This window comes from Collimonas arenae, assembly GCF_000786695.1.
Lineage (GTDB): Bacteria > Pseudomonadota > Gammaproteobacteria > Burkholderiales > Burkholderiaceae_D > Collimonas > Collimonas arenae_A.
Window position 1 is genome coordinate 2,034,796 of record NZ_CP009962.1, and the last position, 21,129, is coordinate 2,055,924.

Consider the following 21,129-nt stretch of genomic DNA (forward strand, 5'->3'; position numbering starts at 1 on the left):
ATAGCTATGTAACATTTTTTCACATTGAAAGTCATCTGGCGTAATGACCAGAACGTGGCGCTGTCCGCAATAAATTTCATGTCGTAGCGTGATCACTAGATTGGGGTTCATAGAATGGATGTTGCTGTTATCGGAATCGCGTGCCGGTTTCCCGGCGCCAATGATCACCATATGTTCTGGGCCAATCTGGCCAAACGCAAAGCCAGTATTTCCGTTGTGCCTTCCAGCCGCTGGGACTGGAAATCCTACTGGGGTGATTCCCGGACCGAGGCCAACAAGAGCCTGAGCAAGTGGGGTGGCTTCATCGAGCGTGTGGATGCTTTCGACAACCAGTTCTTCGGCGTGCTGCCCAAGGTCGCCCAGAGCATGGATCCACAGCAGCGCATCATGCTCGAACTGACCTGGTCATGCCTGGAGGACGCAGGCATTCCGCCATCGCAGCTACGGGGAAGAAAGGTCGGCATCATCGTCGGCGTATTCAATCACGACTACAAGGAATTGCAAGAGCGCGATGCGCCATCGATCGAGGCGCACAATTCCACCGGCACGGCGACCGCCATGATTGCCAATCGCGTGTCGCACTATTTCGATTTCCGCGGTCCCAGCATTCCGATCGACACGGCCTGCTCCAGTTCGCTCAACGCCATCCACAGCGCAATCCAGGCAATGGAGTACGGCGATTGCGAGATGGCGCTGGCTGGCGGGATCAATCTGCTGCTGACGCCGACACGGCATATCTCGTTTTCCAAGATGGGCATGTTGTCGCCGACCGGGACCTGCAAGACTTTCGACGACAGCGCCGATGGCTACGTGCGCGGAGAAGGCGCTGGTCTGCTGCTGCTCAAGCCATTGGATAAAGCGCTGTCAGATGGCGACTCTATATATGGTGTAATTAAAGGCAGCGCCGTCAATCATTGCGGCGCAACCTATACGCTGACCTATCCCAGCCCGCGGGCTCAGGCGGAGGTCATCGTTGCTGCGCATGAACGGGCAGGCATTCCGATCGGCAGCGTCGGCTATATTGAAGCGCATGGAACGGGAACGCCGAAGGGCGATCCTATCGAATTCGAAGGCTTGCTGACAGCCTTTCAGATCCTGGCCGATAAGCAAGACATCCGCTTGGATAATGCGTTCTGCGGCTTGAGTTCAGTCAAGACTAATATCGGTCATCTGGAAGCTGCAGCGGGGGTTGCGGGCGCGATCAAAGTCTTGATGTCATTCAAGCATCGCACCTTGCCGGCGCTGCACGATTTTACAACACTGAATGCGAAGATTTCGATCGACGAAACGCCGTTCTATATTCTCGGCGAAACGCGCGAGTGGACCCAGGAAGATAAGAATAAGGATCAGCCGCGCCGGGCTGGCGTCAGTTCGTTTGGATTCGGCGGCACCAACGCCCACCTGGTGCTGGAAGAAGCGCCGCTATCGCAAACTTCGCAGAAAGCGCTGCCGTCGCGGTCCAAGCGTCCGTCGTATCTGATCGCCTTGTCGGCGAAGAGTAACGAAGCGTTGCAGAAAAAGCAGGAAGATATCCTGGCGTGGCTGCACAATGACGCTGGGCACAGCGATCTGTTGGATATCAGCGCCACCTTGTTGACAAGACGCGATCACTTTCAGCATCGGTTCTCCTGCATTGCAGCCAATGTTCAGGAATTGATCGAAAAACTCGACCAGTCCATCGCTATCGACGCGGGCGCCAGCGTAAAGAGCCAGGAGCCGCCCGCACCAGACGCACTTCAGGCGGGACAGAAATTGCTCAAGCAGCTCGGCTCCAAGCCGGGTTTGAAGGGCGCGAAATACCCGGTGGCGCTGCAACAGTTGGCAGACCTGTATGTCGCAGGCGTCGACCTGCCGTGGATTGCACTGTTCAGAGAGGCTGTTGTAAAGCCAGTTTCGTTACCGACTTATCCCTTCTCGCGCGACAGCTTCTGGATCGCGGAAAGTGACGGCGCGGATGATATGGACAGGCGGCAAGTGCTGCATCCGGCGCTGCAGCGTAGCGTTTCCATGATTGGAACGCAGCGCTATGCATCTACCTTTACCGGCAAGGAATTTTTCCTGGCCGACCATGTGATCAGGACCCAGCAGGTGTTGCCGGGCGTGGTGTACCTGGAGATGGTCCGGGCCGCGATTGTCGATGCATTGGGCGCAGACACCGGGGCGGTACAACTTTCCGATGTGTTGTGGATGCGGCCTCTTGAGGTCGCAGGCGATCCGGTTTCGGTGCATGTGGAGTTGCGCCCTGAGAGCGCTGATTCTGCCACTGTCGACCAGCAGGGCGTCACCCGCCTGGCGTTCCGGGTGACGAGCGCCGAGGCCGGCGCACTCCCGCAGATCTATTGTCGCGGCAGCGTCGACATCGTGCCGGCCGAAAATGCTGCAGCGCTTGATATTGCAGGGCTGAAGAGTGCCTGTGACGGACCGGTGTATTCCGCAGAGCAGTGCTATCGATCACTGGCAAATCTGGGTTTGAATTACGGCCCTGCCCAGCAGGCAATCGTTCAGCTTCACAGCGGTACGCATCAGTGCGTCGCGGAGCTGTCCCTTCCTGCGCAACTGGTAGCAGGCAGTGCGCCCTATGTCATTCATCCCAGTACAGCAGATGCGGCGCTTCAGGCTGCGGTGGCGTTTGTCGACGGCGCCGGGGTTTCCGATGCGTCGGGCACGACGTTTTTACCCTTCGCCCTGGATCGACTGGATGTGTACCACCGTTGTACGGCTGCCATGCACGTCTGGGTGCGCTATGCACCGGGGTATTCCGCTGGCGAATCAAACAAAAAGGTCGATATCGATGTGATCGATGCGGATGGCCGCGTATGCCTGGCGTTTCGAGGGCTCAGCATCCGGCCGATGGCAGCGAATGTGTCATTCGCGCCGTCCATGGCGCAGTCTTCCGAGACACGCCTGTCGCAAGAGCTCCAGCAGAGCTTGTACACCCCGGTCTGGACCACGCAGCCGATCGCTGGCGCTACGTCCGAGGGGGCCATCGAGCATCTGCTCCTGATGGGTGATCCTAGTGACGTAAGCTGGCTGACGCATCAGCTTCGGGCTACTTCGCAGTTTGCGTCGACCCGGATCGAGCATTTATATTTCGGATCCGAGGCTGCTGTGGAAGATGCCGGCGCACTGCATGTCAGGCCGGGCCGTCTGGAAGACTACGAGGCGGCTGTCGCGGCACTAGTGGCCAAGGGCGGCAAGCTTGATCACGTACTGTTGATTGCACCGCGTTTGACTAGCGATATTGCGCAAACTGCATCGGACAGCCTGGATTCTCAGGTTTGCAAGAGTGCTCAAAACCTGTTTTCTCTCGTCAAGGCGATGATGCGTGGCACCAAGCGCGCAAAATTCCTTCACCTGGTTTCCAGGCAGCCGCAACGTCCTGAATACCAGGGCCTGAGCGGACTCTATAAAACTTTGAGAATCGAGAAACCCAGCTATAGCGGCCGGGTCGTACAGTGCGATCTGGCAGAATTGTCCGCGCAGCGCCTGGCAGAGCTGGTTTTTAAAGAATTTAACACTGCCGATAAATATGTCGATGTCAGCTACAGCGGCGATGTCCGGTCAGTCAGAAAATTTCGCCAGCTCGACGCCAATTCTTTACCGCCGGCTGTCTCTGCCGACTTGACGGCCAGCTTGCGCAAAGAAGGTGTTTACCTCATTACGGGGGGCATGGGTGCGCTGGGCCTGATTTTTGCGCGCTATTTATGTGAGCGCTATCAAGCAACGGTGTTCCTGACCGGTCGTTCCGCCCCGACCGAGCAGCACCGTCTTACGCTCAATGAGCTGTCGTCGCTGGGAGGCCATGCCTCGTTCCTGACCTGCGATGTCGTCAACCGTGACGATGTGCGTCGCGCGGTCGATAGCATTCATGCGGCAGGCCATCAACTCAACGGCGTGATTCATTCCGCCGGTGTCATCGAGGATGATTTCATCCTCCGCAAGAGTCCGGAATCGTTTGCCCGTGTGGTCGCGCCAAAGACGCTGGGGACTTGGCATCTTGATGTCGAAACGCGAGATGAACCGCTGGATTTCTTCGCGCTGTTTTCTTCCGTTACCGGCGTGCTGGGCAATATCGGGCAGTGCGATTACGGTTTCGGCAACGCCTTCGAGGACTATTTCGCGCACCAGCGCGACGCCTCGCGCCGGCAAGGATCGCGTAACGGCAAAACTCTGTCGGTCAACTGGCCGTACTGGAAAGAAGGTGGGATGCGGCTGAGCGATAAGGAAGAAGAAAACCTGCATCGCAGCTTCGGCCTGGTCCCTTTGCTGAGCGGACAAGGGATAGAGATATTCGAATACGCTCTCACCCGGTTGCATAGCCAGCTGGTAGTGATGCCTGGCGATGCCGCCAAAGTGCAGGAAGTACTGGGTGTCGTTGCCGTGCCAGTGCCGGTTGCAGCTGTCGTTGCTGCCGCCTTGCCTGCAAAAATACACGCCGCGTCATATGCACACAGTCAACCCCTGCTAACAACGGGTGATCGGAGCGCGGCGGTTTCGCGCTATCTGGCTGAGCTATTTGCTGCGCAACTGCAGATTTCATCGGATTTTGAACTGGGCCGCTCGTTCCGGGAATACGGCTTCGATTCGATCGTGATGATCGACCTGGTCAATTTGATGGAGAAAAAATTCGGAAGTTTGCCTAAGACATTGTTCTTCGAACACCAAACCTTGGGCGAACTCACGGCCTTCTTCATCGAGCATCACGCCGAGTCATGCGGGGTCATCGCGCAAGCGGAGTTGGGCGGCCAATCCACCGCCGAGCTGGTGCGTTCCGAGAGCGCTGCCATGGATGAGCGCACGCCGGCGACGCTGGCCGCTGCGGGCAGCACGCCTTCAGCCGCTGCCGCACATGACGACATCGCTATCATCGGCTTGTCGGGACGTTATCCCGAGGCTGAAAGCCTGGAGCAATTCTGGGAAAACCTGAAATTCGGCCGTGACTGCGTGGTCGAGATTCCGTCCGACCGCTGGGATATCGAGACCACGTTCCAGCCTGGACCGGCGGTGATCGGCAAGACCTACAGCAAATGGGGCGGCTTCCTGAGAGGGGTCGATCAGTTCGATCCACTGTTCTTCAATATTTCGCCCAAAGAGGCGGAGAACATGGACCCGAACGAAAGGCTGTTCCTGGAGACGGCTGCGCTCACCATCGAAGACGCGGGTTACACCGCGGATAAGCTGGCTTCACCGGCAGGGGTCCGAGAAAATCCGGTCGGCGTCTATGTCGGCTTGATGTGGGGCGACTACCAGTTGCATGGCGTGGAAGGACAGCCGCACACCTGGGCCACGCCGCATTCGTTCTACTGGGCGGCGGCCAATCGGGTTTCGCACTACTTTAATTTCTCCGGTCCCAGCATTACGATCGACACCGCATGCTCATCGTCGCTGACCGCAATTCACCTGGCGTGCGCGGCAATCCGCTCTGGCGAAATCGGCGTCGCTATCGCCGGCGCGGTCAATCTTTCGCTGCATGTCAACAAATACAATCTGTTGTCGGATATGCATTTCCTGTCCACCGACGGTCGCTGCCGCAGCTTCGGCGACGGCGGCGACGGCTATGTGCCGGGCGAGGGCGTCGGTGCAGTGCTGCTCAAGTCGTTGGCGCAGGCGCGCGCCGACGGCGACCACATCTACGGCATTATTCGTGGCACCTCGGTCAACCACGGCGGCAAGACCTCGGGCTTTACCGTGCCCAATCCGAAACGACAGGCCATGCTGGTCCAGGATGCGCTGCAGGTAGCTGGCGTGAACCCGCGTCATGTCAGCTATCTGGAGGCACATGGTACCGGCACCAGCCTTGGCGATCCGATCGAGATCGCAGGTTTGAATAAAGCCTTCGCGCAACAGGAGCACCAGTATTGCGCCATCGGCTCGGTGAAGTCGAACATCGGTCACCTGGAGGCGGCATCCGGGATTGCAGGATTGACCAAGATCCTGCTGCAGATGAAGCACCGTATGCTGGTGCCTTCGATCCAGTCGGACGTGCTCAACCCGTACATTGATTTCAAAAACTGCCCCTTCTATGTGCAGCGCGAGTTGCAGGAATGGAGCCGTCCGCTGCTCGACGTCACGGATCAGGACGGCAGCATCCGGCGCATGGAGCTGCCGCGCATGGCGGGTATCAGTTCATTCGGCGCGGGGGGTAGCAACGCCCACTTGATCGTCGAGGAATACGCAGAACCGGCAGGCTCTAACGATCAGGATCGCGAGCGTCCGGCGTTGATCGTGCTATCGGCAAGAAAAGAGACTGCGCTGAAGGCGATGGCCGAGAATTTAGCGGCCTTCGTCGAGGTCAACCCGGAATTATCGCTGCAAGACGCGGCTTACACCTTGCAGACAGGTCGCGTCGCCATGGAGCACCGGCTGGCAGTGGTGGCCGTGCGTGGCGCAGAACTGGTCGCTGCGTTGCGGACATACAGTAGCGGTAGCGATGCATACACCGACTTGTTCAGCGGTCATCGTGATCAGGCCAAAGCTGCTGCATCGCCGCTGCCGGTGGCGCAGTGGCTGGCCCAGGGCGAGCTGCGTCATCTGGCCAAAGCCTGGGTCGGCGGCCATGCCGTCGAATGGACGCAGCTGCACGCGCCACAGGCGCGCAAACGCTTGTCGCTGCCAGGCTACGTATATCAGCGCCAGCGCTATTGGGTTACCAAGCCTGGCGTTGTCGCTACTAGCGTGGCGTTGCATCCGCTGATCGACAGCAATGTCTCGACCCTGGAAGAACAGACATTCCGCAAGACTTTCCGCGCTGAAGAATTCTTCCTGCGCGACCATCAGCTCGGCAGCAATCGCATCCTGCCTGGCGTAGCCTATCTGGAGATGGCGCTGGCCGCCGGACGGCTCGGCAGCAGCGGTCCGGTGAGCGCCTTGCGCGATGTGCAATGGCTGAAGCCGATCTTCGTCAATCAAGGCAGCAATACCTTCGATATCGGCCTGATTCCGGCGACCGACGGCATCCATTTCGAGATCTATCAAACGCATGGCGATGCGCGCCAAATCTATTCGCAAGGTGTGTTGGAGTTCGAGGTGTCGGCCCCATCGGCCCCTGCGGGCGCAGTTGACCTGCACGCCATCATCGGCCGCTGCCAAATGCAGAGCCGCGAAGCGATCGCCGCCGCGTTCACTCAGATGGGTTTCAACTTCGGCCCCAGCTTCCAGGTATTCGACATTCTGCATTTCAATGCGGACGAAGCGCTGGCGAAACTAAACCTGCCGACACAGCTTGATGTCCCGGCTGCTGCGGGCTTTACGCTGCCGCCGTCGCTGTTGGACGGCGCAGTCAGGACCGCATTGGGTATCGGCGGCCTGGGGACGGCGCTACGCGGTGTGCATGCGCCGGTACGGCTGCAGCGCATTGAAGTGTTGCTGCCGATCGGCGGTAGTTGCTTCGCCCATGCGCGTCGCGCCGATGCCGGGGCGAGCCACGGCGATCAGCACAGTTACGACATCGACCTGCTGGATGCTTCCGGACAAGTGCTGGCGCGGATTGAACAACTGGTGATCCAGGCGGCGCCGTCTCTTGGCATCAGCCGATCTCTCGTCAGGGGTAGCGAACCTGTGCGGCGCGTTGCTATGGCAGCTACCACGGGCATCACGGCTATCACGTCGGTCTCGGTGCAGCCGCGCCTGAGCGCCGCCACCAGCAACGCAGTTAGTCCGGAAACACTGCAAGCCGCCGTGGTGACTCACCTGGTGGAGTTATTGTCGACGGTGACTAAGGTTCCGGCCGAGCAGATCGACCCGAAAAGCGCGCTGGAAAATTACGGCATCGATTCGGTGATGATTCTTGCGCTCACCGAAAAGCTGCATCCGACCTTCGGTGAAGTGCCGAAGACCTTGTTTTACGAATATCAGGATCTGCACAGCCTGTCGGAATACTTTCTCGACAGCCATGCAGAGCAGGTACGCGGTCTCGCGGCCGCATCGCCAGTCCTCGCTGCGGCGTCGGCACCGCAACTGCAATCGATCGACGTCATGAGCGCCCCAGTCGGTCAGGATGTGCTACAAGCCGCCGTGGTTAGTCATCTGGTCGCATTGCTGTCGACGGTGACGAAAGTTCCGGCCGAGCAAATCGACCCGAAAAGCGCACTGGAAAATTACGGCATCGATTCGGTGATGATTCTTGCCCTTACCGAAAAGCTTCATCCAACCTTCGGTGAAGTGCCGAAGACTTTGTTTTACGAATATCAGGATCTGCACAGCTTGTCGGAATACTTCCTCGACAGCCATATGGAGCAGGTGCGTGGTCTCACGGCCGCATCGCCGAACCATGGTGCGGTGCCAAGCCCGCAGGCGAAAGCTGCGGCGGTGATTGAGGTTGCCGGCGTTGGTCTGGCGGAGATACGCTCACGCATATTAGCCTGCTTGCAGAAAATCATGGGCGAGGAAGCTCGGAATTTCTCAGAAGCTACGGCATTGACCGAATGGCTGATCGATCCGGTTAGCCATGTCAGGTTGCAGCATGCGTTGCGGCAGGAATTTGGCGGCATCGACATTGGCTCCATGTACCGCCATGAAAGCCTGGACGATTGGGCTGCAGCGATCCAGGCAGCATCGCCGCAGCACGTCGGTCGCGCCCAGGCAACCGCAGTGGACGTGAGTGCCGATGGTGTGCAGGCCGGTGCTGATGCCGAGGCATGGCCGAGCGCGCCGCGCACTAAGTCGAGAACGCCTGATTTGTCGCGATTTTCTCAACGATTCGCGCAGCCACGCGGTATGGCGATGTCGGCCATGCATCAGGATCAGGAGATTGCCATCATCGGTCTCAGCGGCCGCTATCCGGGTGCCAGCAACGTCGAGGAATTCTGGCAGAACCTGAGTGCGGGCCGGGACAGCATCAGCGAAATTCCGTTATCGCGCTGGGATCACCAGAAGTACTACCATCCCGACCGCAATGCCAAGGGACAGGTATATAGCAAGTGGGGCGGCTTCATCGACGATATCGATCAGTTCGATGCAGGCTTCTTCAGTATTTCCCCGCGCGAAGCGGAGATCACCGATCCGCAGGAACGCCTGTTCCTGCAGACCGCCTGGGAGTGCCTGGAAGATGCCTGCTATACCCGGCAGGCGCTGAAGGATCGCGACGTCGGCGTATTCGTCGGTGTGATGTGGGGACACTACGAATCCATCGACGTGTCCGAACAGCAGCGCAAGTATGGCCGGCCGGCTGCGTTGTCTTCCTCGATCGCCAATCGGGTGTCTTATTTCTTGAATCTGAATGGTCCCAGCGTAGCGCTCGATACGATGTGTTCGTCCTCGCTGACCGCCATCCATCTGGCCAGCCAGGCGATCCGCAATGGCGATTGCCAGATGGCGATTGCCGGCGGCGTGAACCTGATCGTCCATCCGCTCAAGTATCAGTTATTGGCGCAAGGACAATTTCTCTCCACCGACGGACGCTGCCGCGCATTCGGCGATGGCGGCGACGGCTATGTACCGGGCGAGGGTGTCGGTGCGGTGCTGTTGAAGCCGCTCAGACAGGCGATCGAAGATGGTGACCAGATCCACGCTGTCATCAAGGCTTCAGCCGTCAATCACGGCGGCAAGACCAACGGTTATACCGTGCCCAGCCAGGTCGCACAGAGCAATGTGATCGGCAAGGCGCTGCGTCGCGCCGGCTGGCACCCGAGTTCGATCGACTACATCGAGGCGCACGGCACCGGTACTTCACTGGGCGATCCGATCGAAATTGCCGGTCTGTCGAAAGCCTTCAACTCTGCCGCACAGGATATGGAAAAACAGGCTGGCGGTGGCGCAGCTGCGATGACGCCGCAGTCCTGCCGCATCGGTTCGGTGAAATCCAATATCGGCCACCTGGAATCCGCAGCCGGCATAGCGGCGCTGACCAAGATTCTGTTGCAAATGCGTCATCGGCGTATTGCACCGTCACTGCATTCAGCGTTGTTGAACACGAATATCGATTTTTCAACGACCCAGTTCCGTGTGGTGCAGGCGCTCGAAGACTGGCATGCGCCAGCTCGTCCGGGCGCTGGCGGCAGGTCGGCAAGCAGGCGCGCGGGCATCAGCTCATTCGGAGCGGGTGGCGCGAATGCGCACATTCTTATCGAAGAATACGAGGCTGCGACCGCTATTGCGATGCAGCCTGTTTCGGCATCGCTGCCCCAGCCGTTGTTGTTCGTGCTGTCGGCCGACAGCGAGGAACGTCTGGCGCTATACATCGACCGTGTGCTGGCGTTCCTGGTCCAGCACCAGCAGGGCGACAGCAGGCTCGATCTGCGCTCCCTGGCCTATTCGTCGCTGATAGGACGCGAGGCGATGAATGAACGGCTCGCTGTCGTGATGTCGAGCCTCGACGACCTGATCGACGCACTTGTTCAGTACCGGCGGGGCGTTGTCGTGAGCCGGGCGCAACGCGGCAGCGTCAAGAAACACAGCGAAAAACTCGATGCCATCCTGGATGACACGCAACGCGACGCGATGGTGCGCTCCTTGTTACAGGATAAACGGCTGCCACAACTCGCCAAAGCCTGGGTGTCGCTGCTTGATATCGAATGGAGTCGCTACGCCGATCTGTTGTTCGCCGCCGATCCGGCTTTGTCGGGGCGCACAGCCTCGCTCCGTCGTCTCTCGTTCCCGGTGATGCCGTTCTTGACAAAACGGCATTGGGTGGAAGAAAAGCCAGTCGCGACCGACGCCAGCCGTCACGATGCACTGCATCCTCTGCTCGACCGCAATGTATCGACACTGACACAGCAGCGTTATGCCAAGCTCTTGACCGGTCAGGAGTTCTACCTGCGCGATCACATCGTCGAAGCGGGCCAGAAGCGGGTGATCCTGCCTGGCGTCGCCTACCTTGAAATGGCGCGCGCCGCCGGTGAGCTGGCGATGGGCGAGGAATGGTCGGTGGACCGGATACGCAATCTGATCTGGATCCAACCGGTCGAGATCAAGGACGCTGCCGAAGAAGTGACGGTGACGCTGACGCAAGTCGACGATGCAGTGGAATTCAACATCACCCGCAGCGCGACCCGGGACGCCAGCGTCGAAGGAGAATTGCATTATCGTCGCCGTGACGAAGCAGCGGTGGCGGATGAGTGGCTCGACCTCGATGCCCTGCGCAACCGCGGCCTCATCGAGGAAGACAAGCAAGCAATCTATGACAGCTTCCGTCGCATGGGTTTCCACTATGGCAGCAGCTATCAGGTTACCGAGACGCGCTATCGCATGGCAGACGGCGCGCTCAGCCGCCTCAGACTGCCGGAGTTTTTGCGGCATGACGCCATGGCTTTCTGTCTGCATCCGTCGCTGTTCGATGGCGCGCTGCGCACCTGCCTGGCCATCGGTTCAGAGTCATTGGATGCAACGGTGCCGCTGGTGCCGTTTGCGCTGGGCGAACTGGAGATCCGGCACCCGCTCACCGAGGAATGCTATGCATACGCGACCGCAGTGCCCGATGCCGAAATGCAGGCCAATTTGCAGCCCGATCTGCACAGCGGCCTGCGTAAATACAACATCGCCGTTACCGATTGCGATGGGCGTGTGCTGATCAAGCTTTGGAACTTCTCCGCTCGTCAGTTAACCAAGGCAGAGCCGCAAGCCTTGCGTACTTTGCAGTACTACGGCTATGACTGGCTGGAGACCCCCGCACTGCCTGCACTAGCGTCAGCGCTCTCAGACCGCACTGTTTTGGTGATCGCAGACGATACGTCGCTGGCCGAAACATTGGCACTTCGCTTTGCATCATCCGTCAATGTCGTGCTGGCGCAGTCCGGCGCTGCATTTTCCAGGCTGGGCGAGCGGCGCTATTGCTTCGATCCGGCCAATCCTCACTCCTATACGGAACTGCTGACCCATCTGGCCAGTCAGGATCTGCGGCCGTCGCATATTACCCATTACTTGCAAGATGTGCAGGACTTCACTACGGCGGTCGATCATGACGACGTGCAGAGCCTGCGTCGCGGGATGTTGTCGATGCGTCACCTGTTCAATGCACTTGAACAGACGATGCCCGGCCAGAGCATACGTTGCGCCTATGTATTCGAGGCCGCACGCGAAGCGATCCAGCCGCAGCACGATGCGATCTCCGGCTATGCCAGATCGTTGCTGACCATTAATCATCGCTTCGAATTGTTCACGGTCCGGGCCGAGCGCTCTAAAACGGCTGAACTTGCCGCCATGTTGCAGAATGAATTTGAGGCATCCGGGACGCTTGCCGGTCTTGAAATAGCTCTCTGGAACGGGCGCCGTTACCTGCGCAGCCTGGCGCCTCTCGATCCATCCGGCATGTCGCAGAATGCGCTTCCGCTCAAGTCGCGCGGCGTGTATCTGATCACCGGCGGCGCCGGCAAGCTTGGCCTGGTGCTGGCTCGTTACCTGGCTACGCACTACCAGGCAAGATTAATACTGAGCGGACGCAGCGAGCGGCTGCACGACGAAGCACTGGCGCAGATCGAGGCGCTGCGCGCCGCAGGCGCCGATGTGCATTACCACTGCTCCGATATCGCCCAAGCCGGGCAGGCCGATGCTTTGCTTGCTGTCGCCAAACAGGTCTATGGCCGGCTCGATGGCATCCTGCATTGCGCGGGGGTGGCCAGCGATAAGCTGATAACGGAGTTGGATGAGGTTGCCTTTGCCGAATTGCTGGCGCCGAAGATCGACGGCCTGCTGGCGCTGGACCGCGCTACCCGGAGTGAGCCGCTGGATTTTTTCGTCAATTTCTCTTCGGTCTCTGCGATGCTGGGCGACCTGGGTTCCGGCGCTTATGCCGTAGCCAATCGCTTCATGGATAGCTACGCCGTATGGCGCGACGCGCTGTGCAAGCAAGGTCAGTGCTTTGGCAAGAGTCTCTCGATCGGCTGGCCTTTGTGGGCGACCGGGGGCATGAAGATTTCGGCTGAGGATGCATCGCTATTCAGCTTCTCGGGAATGTCAGCACTTACTGAGGCCGAAGGTATCGAAGCCTTTGAACGTCTGTTGCGTGGAGATATGCAGCAGGTACTGCTAGCCGTGGGTGACGCAGCAAAAATCGGGCGTGCGCTGCGCGTGCACGTCGAACAGGCGCCAGCCAGTGTTCAGGCGACGCCGCGCGCGCTGCCGTTTAAGACGGTTTCGGCGGCGCGTACGACCAGTGACAGTAACATGACGGCCTTGCCTTCCGGCGCATCCTCCGATGGACTATCAGATCAACAGCGCCGCGCCGAGCACTATCTCAAGGAACGACTGGGGATTGTGGTGAAAGTGGCGGCTAGCGATATCGGTGGGCATACCACCTTCGAGCAGCTCGGCATGGATTCTGTGATGTTGATGGAGTTGCGCAATAGCCTGACTCAGGATTTCCCCGGCCTGCCTAAAACCGCGCTGTTTGAATACGACACGCCGGCTCGTCTGGCGCAATATCTGATGCAGCAGCACCTCGACGCCTTGCGGACCTGTCTGGGGGAATCAGCGCCGGCGGCGGCCGATAAAAAAATGGCCGATCCGGTCGTGGGCGCACTAGTCTCAACTGCCCCGGTTACTACGATCGTCACCAGGTCGACGCCTGCTTCGCTACCGGTTTCTGGCAAGCGCCGTTCCACGGCAGCTGGCGTAGCGCCTGCCGCGGACGATGCGGTCGCTATCATCGGCCTGGCGGGTCAGTTCCCGCAGGCGGCCGACCTGGGCGAATTCTGGAGCAACCTGCAACAGGCCAAAGACTGCTTGTCGCCGATTCCAGAGGATCGCTGGCAGACGACCGGCCAGCGCGATGCGCGTCATGGTTATTGCAACATGGGGGGCTTCCTGAGCGACGCGAACCGTTTCGATCCCGCATTTTTCAGGATGTCGCAGACCGAGGCGGCAAAGACCGACCCGCAATTGAGAGTGTTGTTGCGCGCCGCATGGCATGCCATCGAGGATGCCGCCTACACCCCGGAGGCGTTATTACCGGAGCGTGTCGGCGTTTATGTCGGCGCCATGAACGAAGACTTCACCTGGATCATGTCGGAGTTGTACACCCGCACCGGAGAGTACCAGGGGCCGGGTTCGGTGGTCAGTGAACTGGCCAATCGGATTTCTTTCCTGATGAACTTCCGCGGCCCCAGCCTGACCGTGTCTACGGCATGTTCGTCTTCGCTCACGGCAGTCCACATGGCCCGGAAATCGATTCTGGGCGGCGAGTGCGATATCGCGCTGGCCGGTGGCGTCAACCTGAGCCTGCATCCCAGCAAGTATCTCATGCTGAAGGATATGAAGGTACTGTCGCCGGATGGCCAGGAGCGCACCTTCGATGAGTCAGCCAACGGCCTGGTGCCGAGCGAAGGCGTGGGAATGGTGCTGCTCAAGCGCTTGAGCAGCGCATTGGCGGACGGCGACCAGATCTACGGTGTGATCCGAGGCTCCAGCATCAGCCATGCCGGCACCGGCGCCGGCCAATACCTGCCTAATCTCAAGGTGCTTGAGGAAACGGCCATGCGCAGCCTGCGCGAATCCGGCCTGCGTGCCGAGGATTTGTCTTACATCGAGAGCCACGGCACCGGTACCGAACTGGGTGATCCGATCGAACTCAAGGCGCTGGCCAATGCGCTGCGGCAGTCTACTTCGGCGGAACGGTTCTGTGCGATAGGCACCAAGGCCAATCTCGGTCACATGGAAGCTGCCTCGGGCATCTGCTCGCTGATCAAGGTGTTGTTGAGCATGAAACATGGACGTTTGTCGCCGTGCGCAAAGTTGACTTCGGTGAATTCGTCGTTCGAACACGAGTTCTCGCCATTTCACTTTCCGCTCGAGCCGCAGCTATGGAATGTAAACCAGCGAGGAACGCGCGCGGCCGGTATCAATTCCTTCGGGATGGGGGGATCGAACGTGTTCGTGGTGCTCGAATCCCAGGATCCGGCTGCATCCAGGCAAAACCCGGCGACCGGTCAGGCCGAGCCGTCGATCATCGTACTGTCGGCAAAAAGCGAAGGCCGCTTACGGGCTTATGCAAGCGCATTGCTGGCTTTCCTGACACATAGTGATCGTGAAACATGGTCGGCTGCGGACTTTGCCGATCTGGCGTATTCGAGTCAGATCGGAAGGACAACGTTCGAGTATCGCCTGGCAATCGTCGCCACCGACCGTCTGGAATTCATCGCCAAGGCAGGCAAGTACTTGCAATCCGGTCCTGTCGCGGCGCTCGGTATCTTTGCCGACGGCGGCCGCTCGCAGGAGGAGTTGCCGGATCTTCTGGCGGGGAATGCCGGACAGGAATTCATCGATGCACTGCTGCAAGCGCGGCAGTGGAACAAATTAGCCTCGATCTGGGCGCGTGGATGCGCTATTGACTGGTCGCGCTTGCACGTCAATGCGAACCGGCGGCGGGTGTCCTTCCCGGCGTATCCATTCGAAACGTTCAGCTGCGATTTGCGCGACGCGGTCGGAGTCGCCGGGGCGCACGGGAGACGTCAGGTTACACCGGGAAGCGATACTTCCGCCTCGTCTTCAACTGAATTGGATGCGCCGCGCCAAAACGCTTTGACCGAAGACGAACCACAAGGAAGCCAAGAGTGGTTCAGTCTGGAGTCCACTCCGAATCAGGTATCGCAAGAGGCTGACGGCAGCGCCGACGAGGGCGACGAAATGGCCAGGCAGTACTGGATCGGTCATCTGCAAGACATCGCCGAAACCAGTTTCCTGCTCGCGCCGGCACTATTCGAGTATGCCGGACAGGATGCAACCGACGAACTGCCGGCGCACTCCGTCTCGAGTTCGCTAGGATGCGAGCTGACCCAATCCCTGCAACGTTGCACTCAATTGCATCGGATTGAAGTGGAGACGCTGATCGCGGCGGCCTGGGCCATCCTGATCAACCGCTACACCAAGGTGCGTTGCTCGCAATTCGGCATCTTGAAGGAATTCGCACCTGTACCGAGCGCAGTCATCGAGTCCGATGCCGGCAGCCATCAGCAGTTGCACAATTTTGTGCCGGTCCGGATTTGCACGGCCGGCCGGGAAAAAATTGCGGGCTGGTTGACAGGTTTGCAGCGCAATCTGAATCGCAAGCGTGTTTATGCCCATGTGCCGATCCATCGGATTGAAAGCTGGATCGGCGTCGAGAACCTGTTCGATAACGCGATTGTCTTCGAGAAGAGCTACGGGCCGCAGGCCGATGCGGTCGAGGTTGCAACAGTTGCCGCAGAAAGTACAGCGCAATTGCCGGCCTGCGTCGCCATGAAGTTGACGGTAAACATCTACAGCGACGGGCTGGATCTTAATCTGACTTATCGCTCGGCAAAAGCGGAAGGCGAAAAGCTGAGCACGCTGCTCGATCATTTTCAGGTGTTGCTGGAAGGTCTTGCCGCCAATCCGGAAAAGACCCCGGCAGCCCTGACCATGCGCACCAAGCGCGAGAGCCGGGAAACTTTCTGGAACACCCTGGATAAGGTGAATCTATGAATAGGAATGGAATGCAAGTGTTCATGACGGGAGCCAACGGTTTCGTCGGTCTCAATATTGTCTCCGCGCTGATGGCGGCCGGACATCGCGTCACTGCGTTTGTCCGGCCTGGATCAAACGTTTCTTATCTGGAGTCATTCGGTGTCGATGGTGTTGGCAGCGTCAATATCGTGCGCGGCGAGTTGAGCGATCTCAGCGCCGTGGCGAAAGCGATGAGCGGAGCGCAAGGAGTGATCCACACCGCCGGCAACACCAGTTGCAACAAGCGCGACTGGCCGCTGCTGCAAGAGGTCAATGTGCAAGGCACGCGCAACGTGGTCCAGGCCGCGATCGCAAACCGCATCCCGCGGATTGTGTATACCAGCACGACTTCAACCATCGGCGCCTTCAAGGATCAAGCGCATGTTGCGAATGAAGACGTGGTGCTGAAGGGTTTTCGAGCGCGCAGCCCTTACGGGATCAGCAAGCAGAGAGCCGAACGGGCTGTGCTCGATGCGCAGAAGCATGGTGTGCAATGCGTCATCCTCAATCCTGCAGAAGTGCTGGGCGCTTTTGATTACTCGATGCAATGGGGGCGGATGGTACTGGCTGTACATCACAACCAGGTGCCCTTCATGCCGCCCGGCGGCGGCACTTTCTGCAGCGCCGCTGAAGTCGGACGGGCCCATGTGAGCGCATTGACGCAGGGACGTTCCGGCGAACGCTACATTCTCGGCGGCGATAACGTCAGCTACGAGCATTTCCTGGCGGTCATCGCCAAGGTTTTGGGGCAGGTTTTCGACAAGCCGAACGTCAACTACGGCTGGCTGTATGTCAAATCGGTTCTGCAAGAGAAGTTTCCGTCGTTATTGCCCGGCAAGCCCATCGTCGAACCGTACCGGATGCGGGTTTTCAGCGGCACGTATTACTTTGACAGCGCCAAGGCCGAGCGTGAGTTGTCTTATCGGCCGGTTTCACTCGAACAGATGCTGCATGACTGTGTGCAGTGGTACCAACGTCATGGCTTCATCAGTAGCCGTGATTAATTGAAAATTACCAACATCATTGAACCAGGGGAGACACTATGGATTCCAGAGCGCTAATCGAACTCGAACGGCAGCCATTCAAACAACGGCTGGCCCAGCAGTATTCGGTTTATTTAAATGAAGTGGGGCAGGGCATGATGTCCGGCCGGGAGGGCTTCGGCCCGGTCGATCGCCGGATGAAATACAAGGACTTGCACAGCGAAGTTTTTCACGACGTACTTATCTTCGGTTCCAATAGCTATCTCGGTTTGTCGAACGATCCCTATGTGAAGCGCAAAGTGACGGAGGCGGTCGAGCAATACGGCATCGGCTCGGGCGGCTCACCAGCCTTCTCCGGCTACACCAAACAACACAAGGATCTCGAAAAGAGACTGGCCAGGCTGGCTGATCACGAGGATGCCGTGCTGCTTCCGGGCGGCTACATGGCAAACCTGTGCTGGGTCAACGGCCTGATGAATCGTAACGATGTCATCGTCTACGACAAGAACAGCCATGCCAGCGTCATCAATGCGATCAAAATGACGAGTGTGCCGTTTTATACATTCGATCCCGAGAAACTCGATGAATTCGAGACGCTGCTGAAGCGGATCAAACAGCGCTCGAAGGCGGACGTGCAGATTTTCTCGACGGTTGAAGGGGTGCGTTCGATCGACGGATCGATCATCGAACTGAAACGCTATATCGAGATCTGCAAAGCCCATGATGTTATCACCATCCTGGATGACGCTCACGGGCTGGGCACCGTCGGCAAGTACGGTCGCGGCACCCTGGAGCACCTGGATCTGCTGGGCCAGGTCGACCTGCGCATGTCCACCTGCAGCAAGGCGATCGGCGCGCAAGGCGCCTTCGTCTCCGGCAGCAAGGAACTGATCTTCTTGCTGCGGAATTTCTCCTATCCTTATTTGTTCACCTCGGCAATGGCGCAGCCGACCATCGCGGCAATTTCGGCTGCGCTGGATATCTTGGAAAGCGAGCCGGAACGCATCGAGATGCTGCATAAGAACGTGCGCTACATGCAGGATCAACTGGAAGCGGCGGGACTTCGCATCATCCGCGGCGAGTCAGGAATTATTCCGGTGTTCTTCGAGGAGGATGGCGTGGTGCGCAAGATCAATCGCGCCTTGTACCAGCGCGGACTGTTCGCCAACATCATGGAATACCCGATGGTGCCGCCTGGACTGGAGCGGTTGCGACTGTCGGTGATGGCGACCCACACACGCGAGGAAATCGACACAGCCGTATCGCTGATTGTGGAAACCGCATGTGAATTTGGCGCTTTGCAAAATGAAACTACTCTGGAGAATGCATGATGAGCAAGAAAGAAGTGATGTTGGAAACGGTGCTGGATGTCATCAACAACATAAAAAAAACCGGATTTACACGAGACTCGGTAGAGCAGGACTTCTATCTTGGCGGGGATCTAGGCGTCGATTCGAAGGAGATGCTTGAAATCTGGTACGAGCTCGAGCAGCGTTTGAATATCCGTGTGCAGGACGCGGAAAAACGCGATCTGTACACCCTGGATGACGTCATCAATCTTCTGGAAAGCAAACTCGTCCCGGTAGCGGCGACCTTGTGATGTGAGGTGATGTGAGGTGAGGCGGTGCAGGCGGCGTTTTACCAGACGCCGCCTGCCTGCGGCTGCAGCAGGCCATTGTGGCAATCCACTACGGCAATCCACTACGGCAATCCTGCGCCGCCATCCAATGCGGCGGACGCCATCTAAAAATCAAAACATGAGAGTGACGGCATGACATCAGTGTGGGTATTTCCAGGGCAGGGATCTCAGCATAAGGGCATGGGCGCGGAGTTATTTGCGCGCTTTCCCCAGCTCGTCCGCGAGGCGGATGAGGTATTGGGTTATTCGATTCGCGAGTTGTGTCTGGACGATCCGAAGAATGTGCTCAAGCAGACCGAATACACCCAGCCGGCGTTGTTCGTCACGTCGGCACTGTCGTTTCTGGCCAGGCGCGAGCAAGGCGGTGCGCCGCCCGATGTCTACGCAGGACACAGCCTGGGTGAATTTAACGCCATATTCGCCGCCGGCGGATTCGATTTCAAGACTGGGGTCGCCCTGGTGGCAGAGCGGGGCCGATTAATGTCGCAGGCGACACCCGGCGCCATGGCGGCCGTCATCGGCCTGGATCAGGACAACGTGCTTGAACTGCTGGCATCCTCGCCTTTCGACAAGATCGACATCGCGAATATCAATTCCTCAGAGCAGATAGTAATTTCGGGCGAGGAAGAGCAGATCGCGCGCTGCGACGCACTGTTTGTGGCGGCAGGCGGCCGTTATGTACGCTTGAATGTCAGTGCGGCTTTCCATTCCAGATTCATGCGCGATGTCGAGCAGCAGTTCGCTGCTTACCTCGCACGCATGCCCTTGCATACGCTGAAGGCGGAAGTCATTGCCAATTGCACGGCGCATCCCTATCCGATGAGCGGTTATCAGGAATTGCTGGCGCGTCAGATCACGCATCCGGTCAAGTGGTACGAGTCGGTCTCACGGCTGCTGTCGCGGGGTGCGGTGGCACTGGAAGAAGTAGGGCCGGGCGATGTACTCACCAAGCTCTTTTTCAAAATCAAACAGAAGCCGATGCCGATGCCGCTGCCGTCACGGCTGGGCGACAGCGCAGACGCCTCTGCCGCGGTGCAGGCGCGCAACAGTCAGGCAGTGACCGGCCGCAAGTCTGTTGATGGACCGCTACAGCCTTCGCGGCGTACCGTGTTCATGTACTCGGGACAGGGCTCCCAGTATTACCTGATGGGGAAGGAGCTGTACCAGAACAGCGCGCCGTTCCGCGAAGCGATGGATGCTTGCGATGCGCTGCATCGTGCGCACACCGGCCGCAGCATGCTGGCGGAGCTGTACAACGACACCAAGCGGCACGAGGAGATGACGGATGTGCTGCTGGCGCATCCGGCACTGTTCAGCCTGGGTTACAGCCTCACCCAGGTGCTGCTGCACGCGGGTATCGAGCCGGATGGGGTATTGGGTTACAGCCTAGGCGAGTACGTCGCGGCGACGGTTGCGGGAGTGGTTTCTCTGGAGGATGCGATGGCTATGGTTATTTGCCAGGCGCGCTTGCTCAGCGAACAAGCCTCTGGCGGCGGCATGCTGTCCGTACTGACGCCGGTGGAGCATTTTGAACGCCATGCTGATGTGTACCGGGGCGGCACGCTGGCGAGCGTCAACTTCAGCGGTAACTTCGTGGTCAGCGGAGACCAGCGGACACTGCTTGCGATCAAGGAGCGGCTGGACGCGCAGGAGATTGTATCGCTGCTTCTGTCGGTCGATCACGGCTTTCATTCGGCGGCGGTGGAGCCGATAGAGGCTGAGTTCCGCCGTTTCTTGCAAAGCCTCCCACGGCAGACGCCGCGCCTGCCGATCTACTCGGCCATGCATGGCCGCGCGATCGACGCATTTGACGATCAGTACTTTTGGGATGTGCTGCGGCAGCGTGTCGATTTCTACAAGCTGATGGGCTCGTTGAGCGGACAGGAAGGCGTCCGCTTCGTTGACCTTGGGCCGACCGGAACCTTATCCAGCTTCATCAAGTACGGCTTTGGCAATCGCGTTGATCACGCCGTATCGATCAATCAGTTCGGGAAAAACATCGAAACGGTATCCAAATTGTTGACCAGGCTTTCCGCTTAGCGGATAGGTCGCCGGAGCTGGAGCAGGCGAAAGGTGGGCAGCGTGGATGAATCGTTATTGAAGATCATGGAGACA

The 21,129-nt window shown here is 58.8% G+C and carries 5 protein-coding genes; all 5 read left to right on the plus strand.

What is annotated here, in order from left to right:
• Positions 1-114: 114 nt before the first annotated feature.
• The 5 genes from LT85_RS09295 (at position 115) to fabD (ending at position 21,054) form a co-directional block, all read left to right on the plus strand.
• Positions 115-16,371: an SDR family NAD(P)-dependent oxidoreductase gene (locus tag LT85_RS09295; RefSeq protein WP_038487782.1), complete on the plus strand. Its 16,257-nt coding sequence runs from the start codon at positions 115-117 to the stop codon at positions 16,369-16,371.
• Positions 16,368-17,396, plus strand: a complete 1,029-nt coding sequence (locus LT85_RS09300; protein WP_216595055.1) for an NAD-dependent epimerase/dehydratase family protein — start codon at positions 16,368-16,370, stop codon at positions 17,394-17,396. Before LT85_RS09295 ends, LT85_RS09300 begins: the two co-directional genes overlap by 4 nt.
• A gap of 38 nt (positions 17,397-17,434) precedes the next feature.
• Complete coding sequence (locus LT85_RS09305) at positions 17,435-18,706, plus strand: aminotransferase class I/II-fold pyridoxal phosphate-dependent enzyme (protein WP_038487787.1); 1,272 nt, start codon at positions 17,435-17,437, stop codon at positions 18,704-18,706.
• Complete coding sequence (locus tag LT85_RS09310; protein WP_216595056.1) at positions 18,703-18,975, plus strand: acyl carrier protein; 273 nt, start codon at positions 18,703-18,705, stop codon at positions 18,973-18,975. The genes LT85_RS09305 and LT85_RS09310 overlap by 4 nt, the downstream gene beginning before the upstream one ends.
• Before the next feature lie 171 nt (positions 18,976-19,146).
• Positions 19,147-21,054: an ACP S-malonyltransferase gene (gene fabD / locus LT85_RS09315; RefSeq protein WP_038487790.1), complete on the plus strand. Its 1,908-nt coding sequence runs from the start codon at positions 19,147-19,149 to the stop codon at positions 21,052-21,054.
• Positions 21,055-21,129: the final 75 nt, after the last annotated feature.

What these genes read in the sequence shown, in the direction of transcription:
- LT85_RS09295 (WP_038487782.1), top strand. Translation starts at nt 115, where the DNA reads ATGGATGTTGCTGTTATCGGAATCGCGTGCCGGTTTCCCGGCGCCAAT.
- LT85_RS09300 (WP_216595055.1), top strand. Translation starts at nt 16,368, where the DNA reads ATGAATAGGAATGGAATGCAAGTGTTCATGACGGGAGCCAACGGTTTC.
- LT85_RS09305 (WP_038487787.1), top strand. Translation starts at nt 17,435, where the DNA reads ATGGATTCCAGAGCGCTAATCGAACTCGAACGGCAGCCATTCAAACAA.
- LT85_RS09310 (WP_216595056.1), top strand. Translation starts at nt 18,703, where the DNA reads ATGATGAGCAAGAAAGAAGTGATGTTGGAAACGGTGCTGGATGTCATC.
- fabD (WP_038487790.1), top strand. Translation starts at nt 19,147, where the DNA reads ATGACATCAGTGTGGGTATTTCCAGGGCAGGGATCTCAGCATAAGGGC.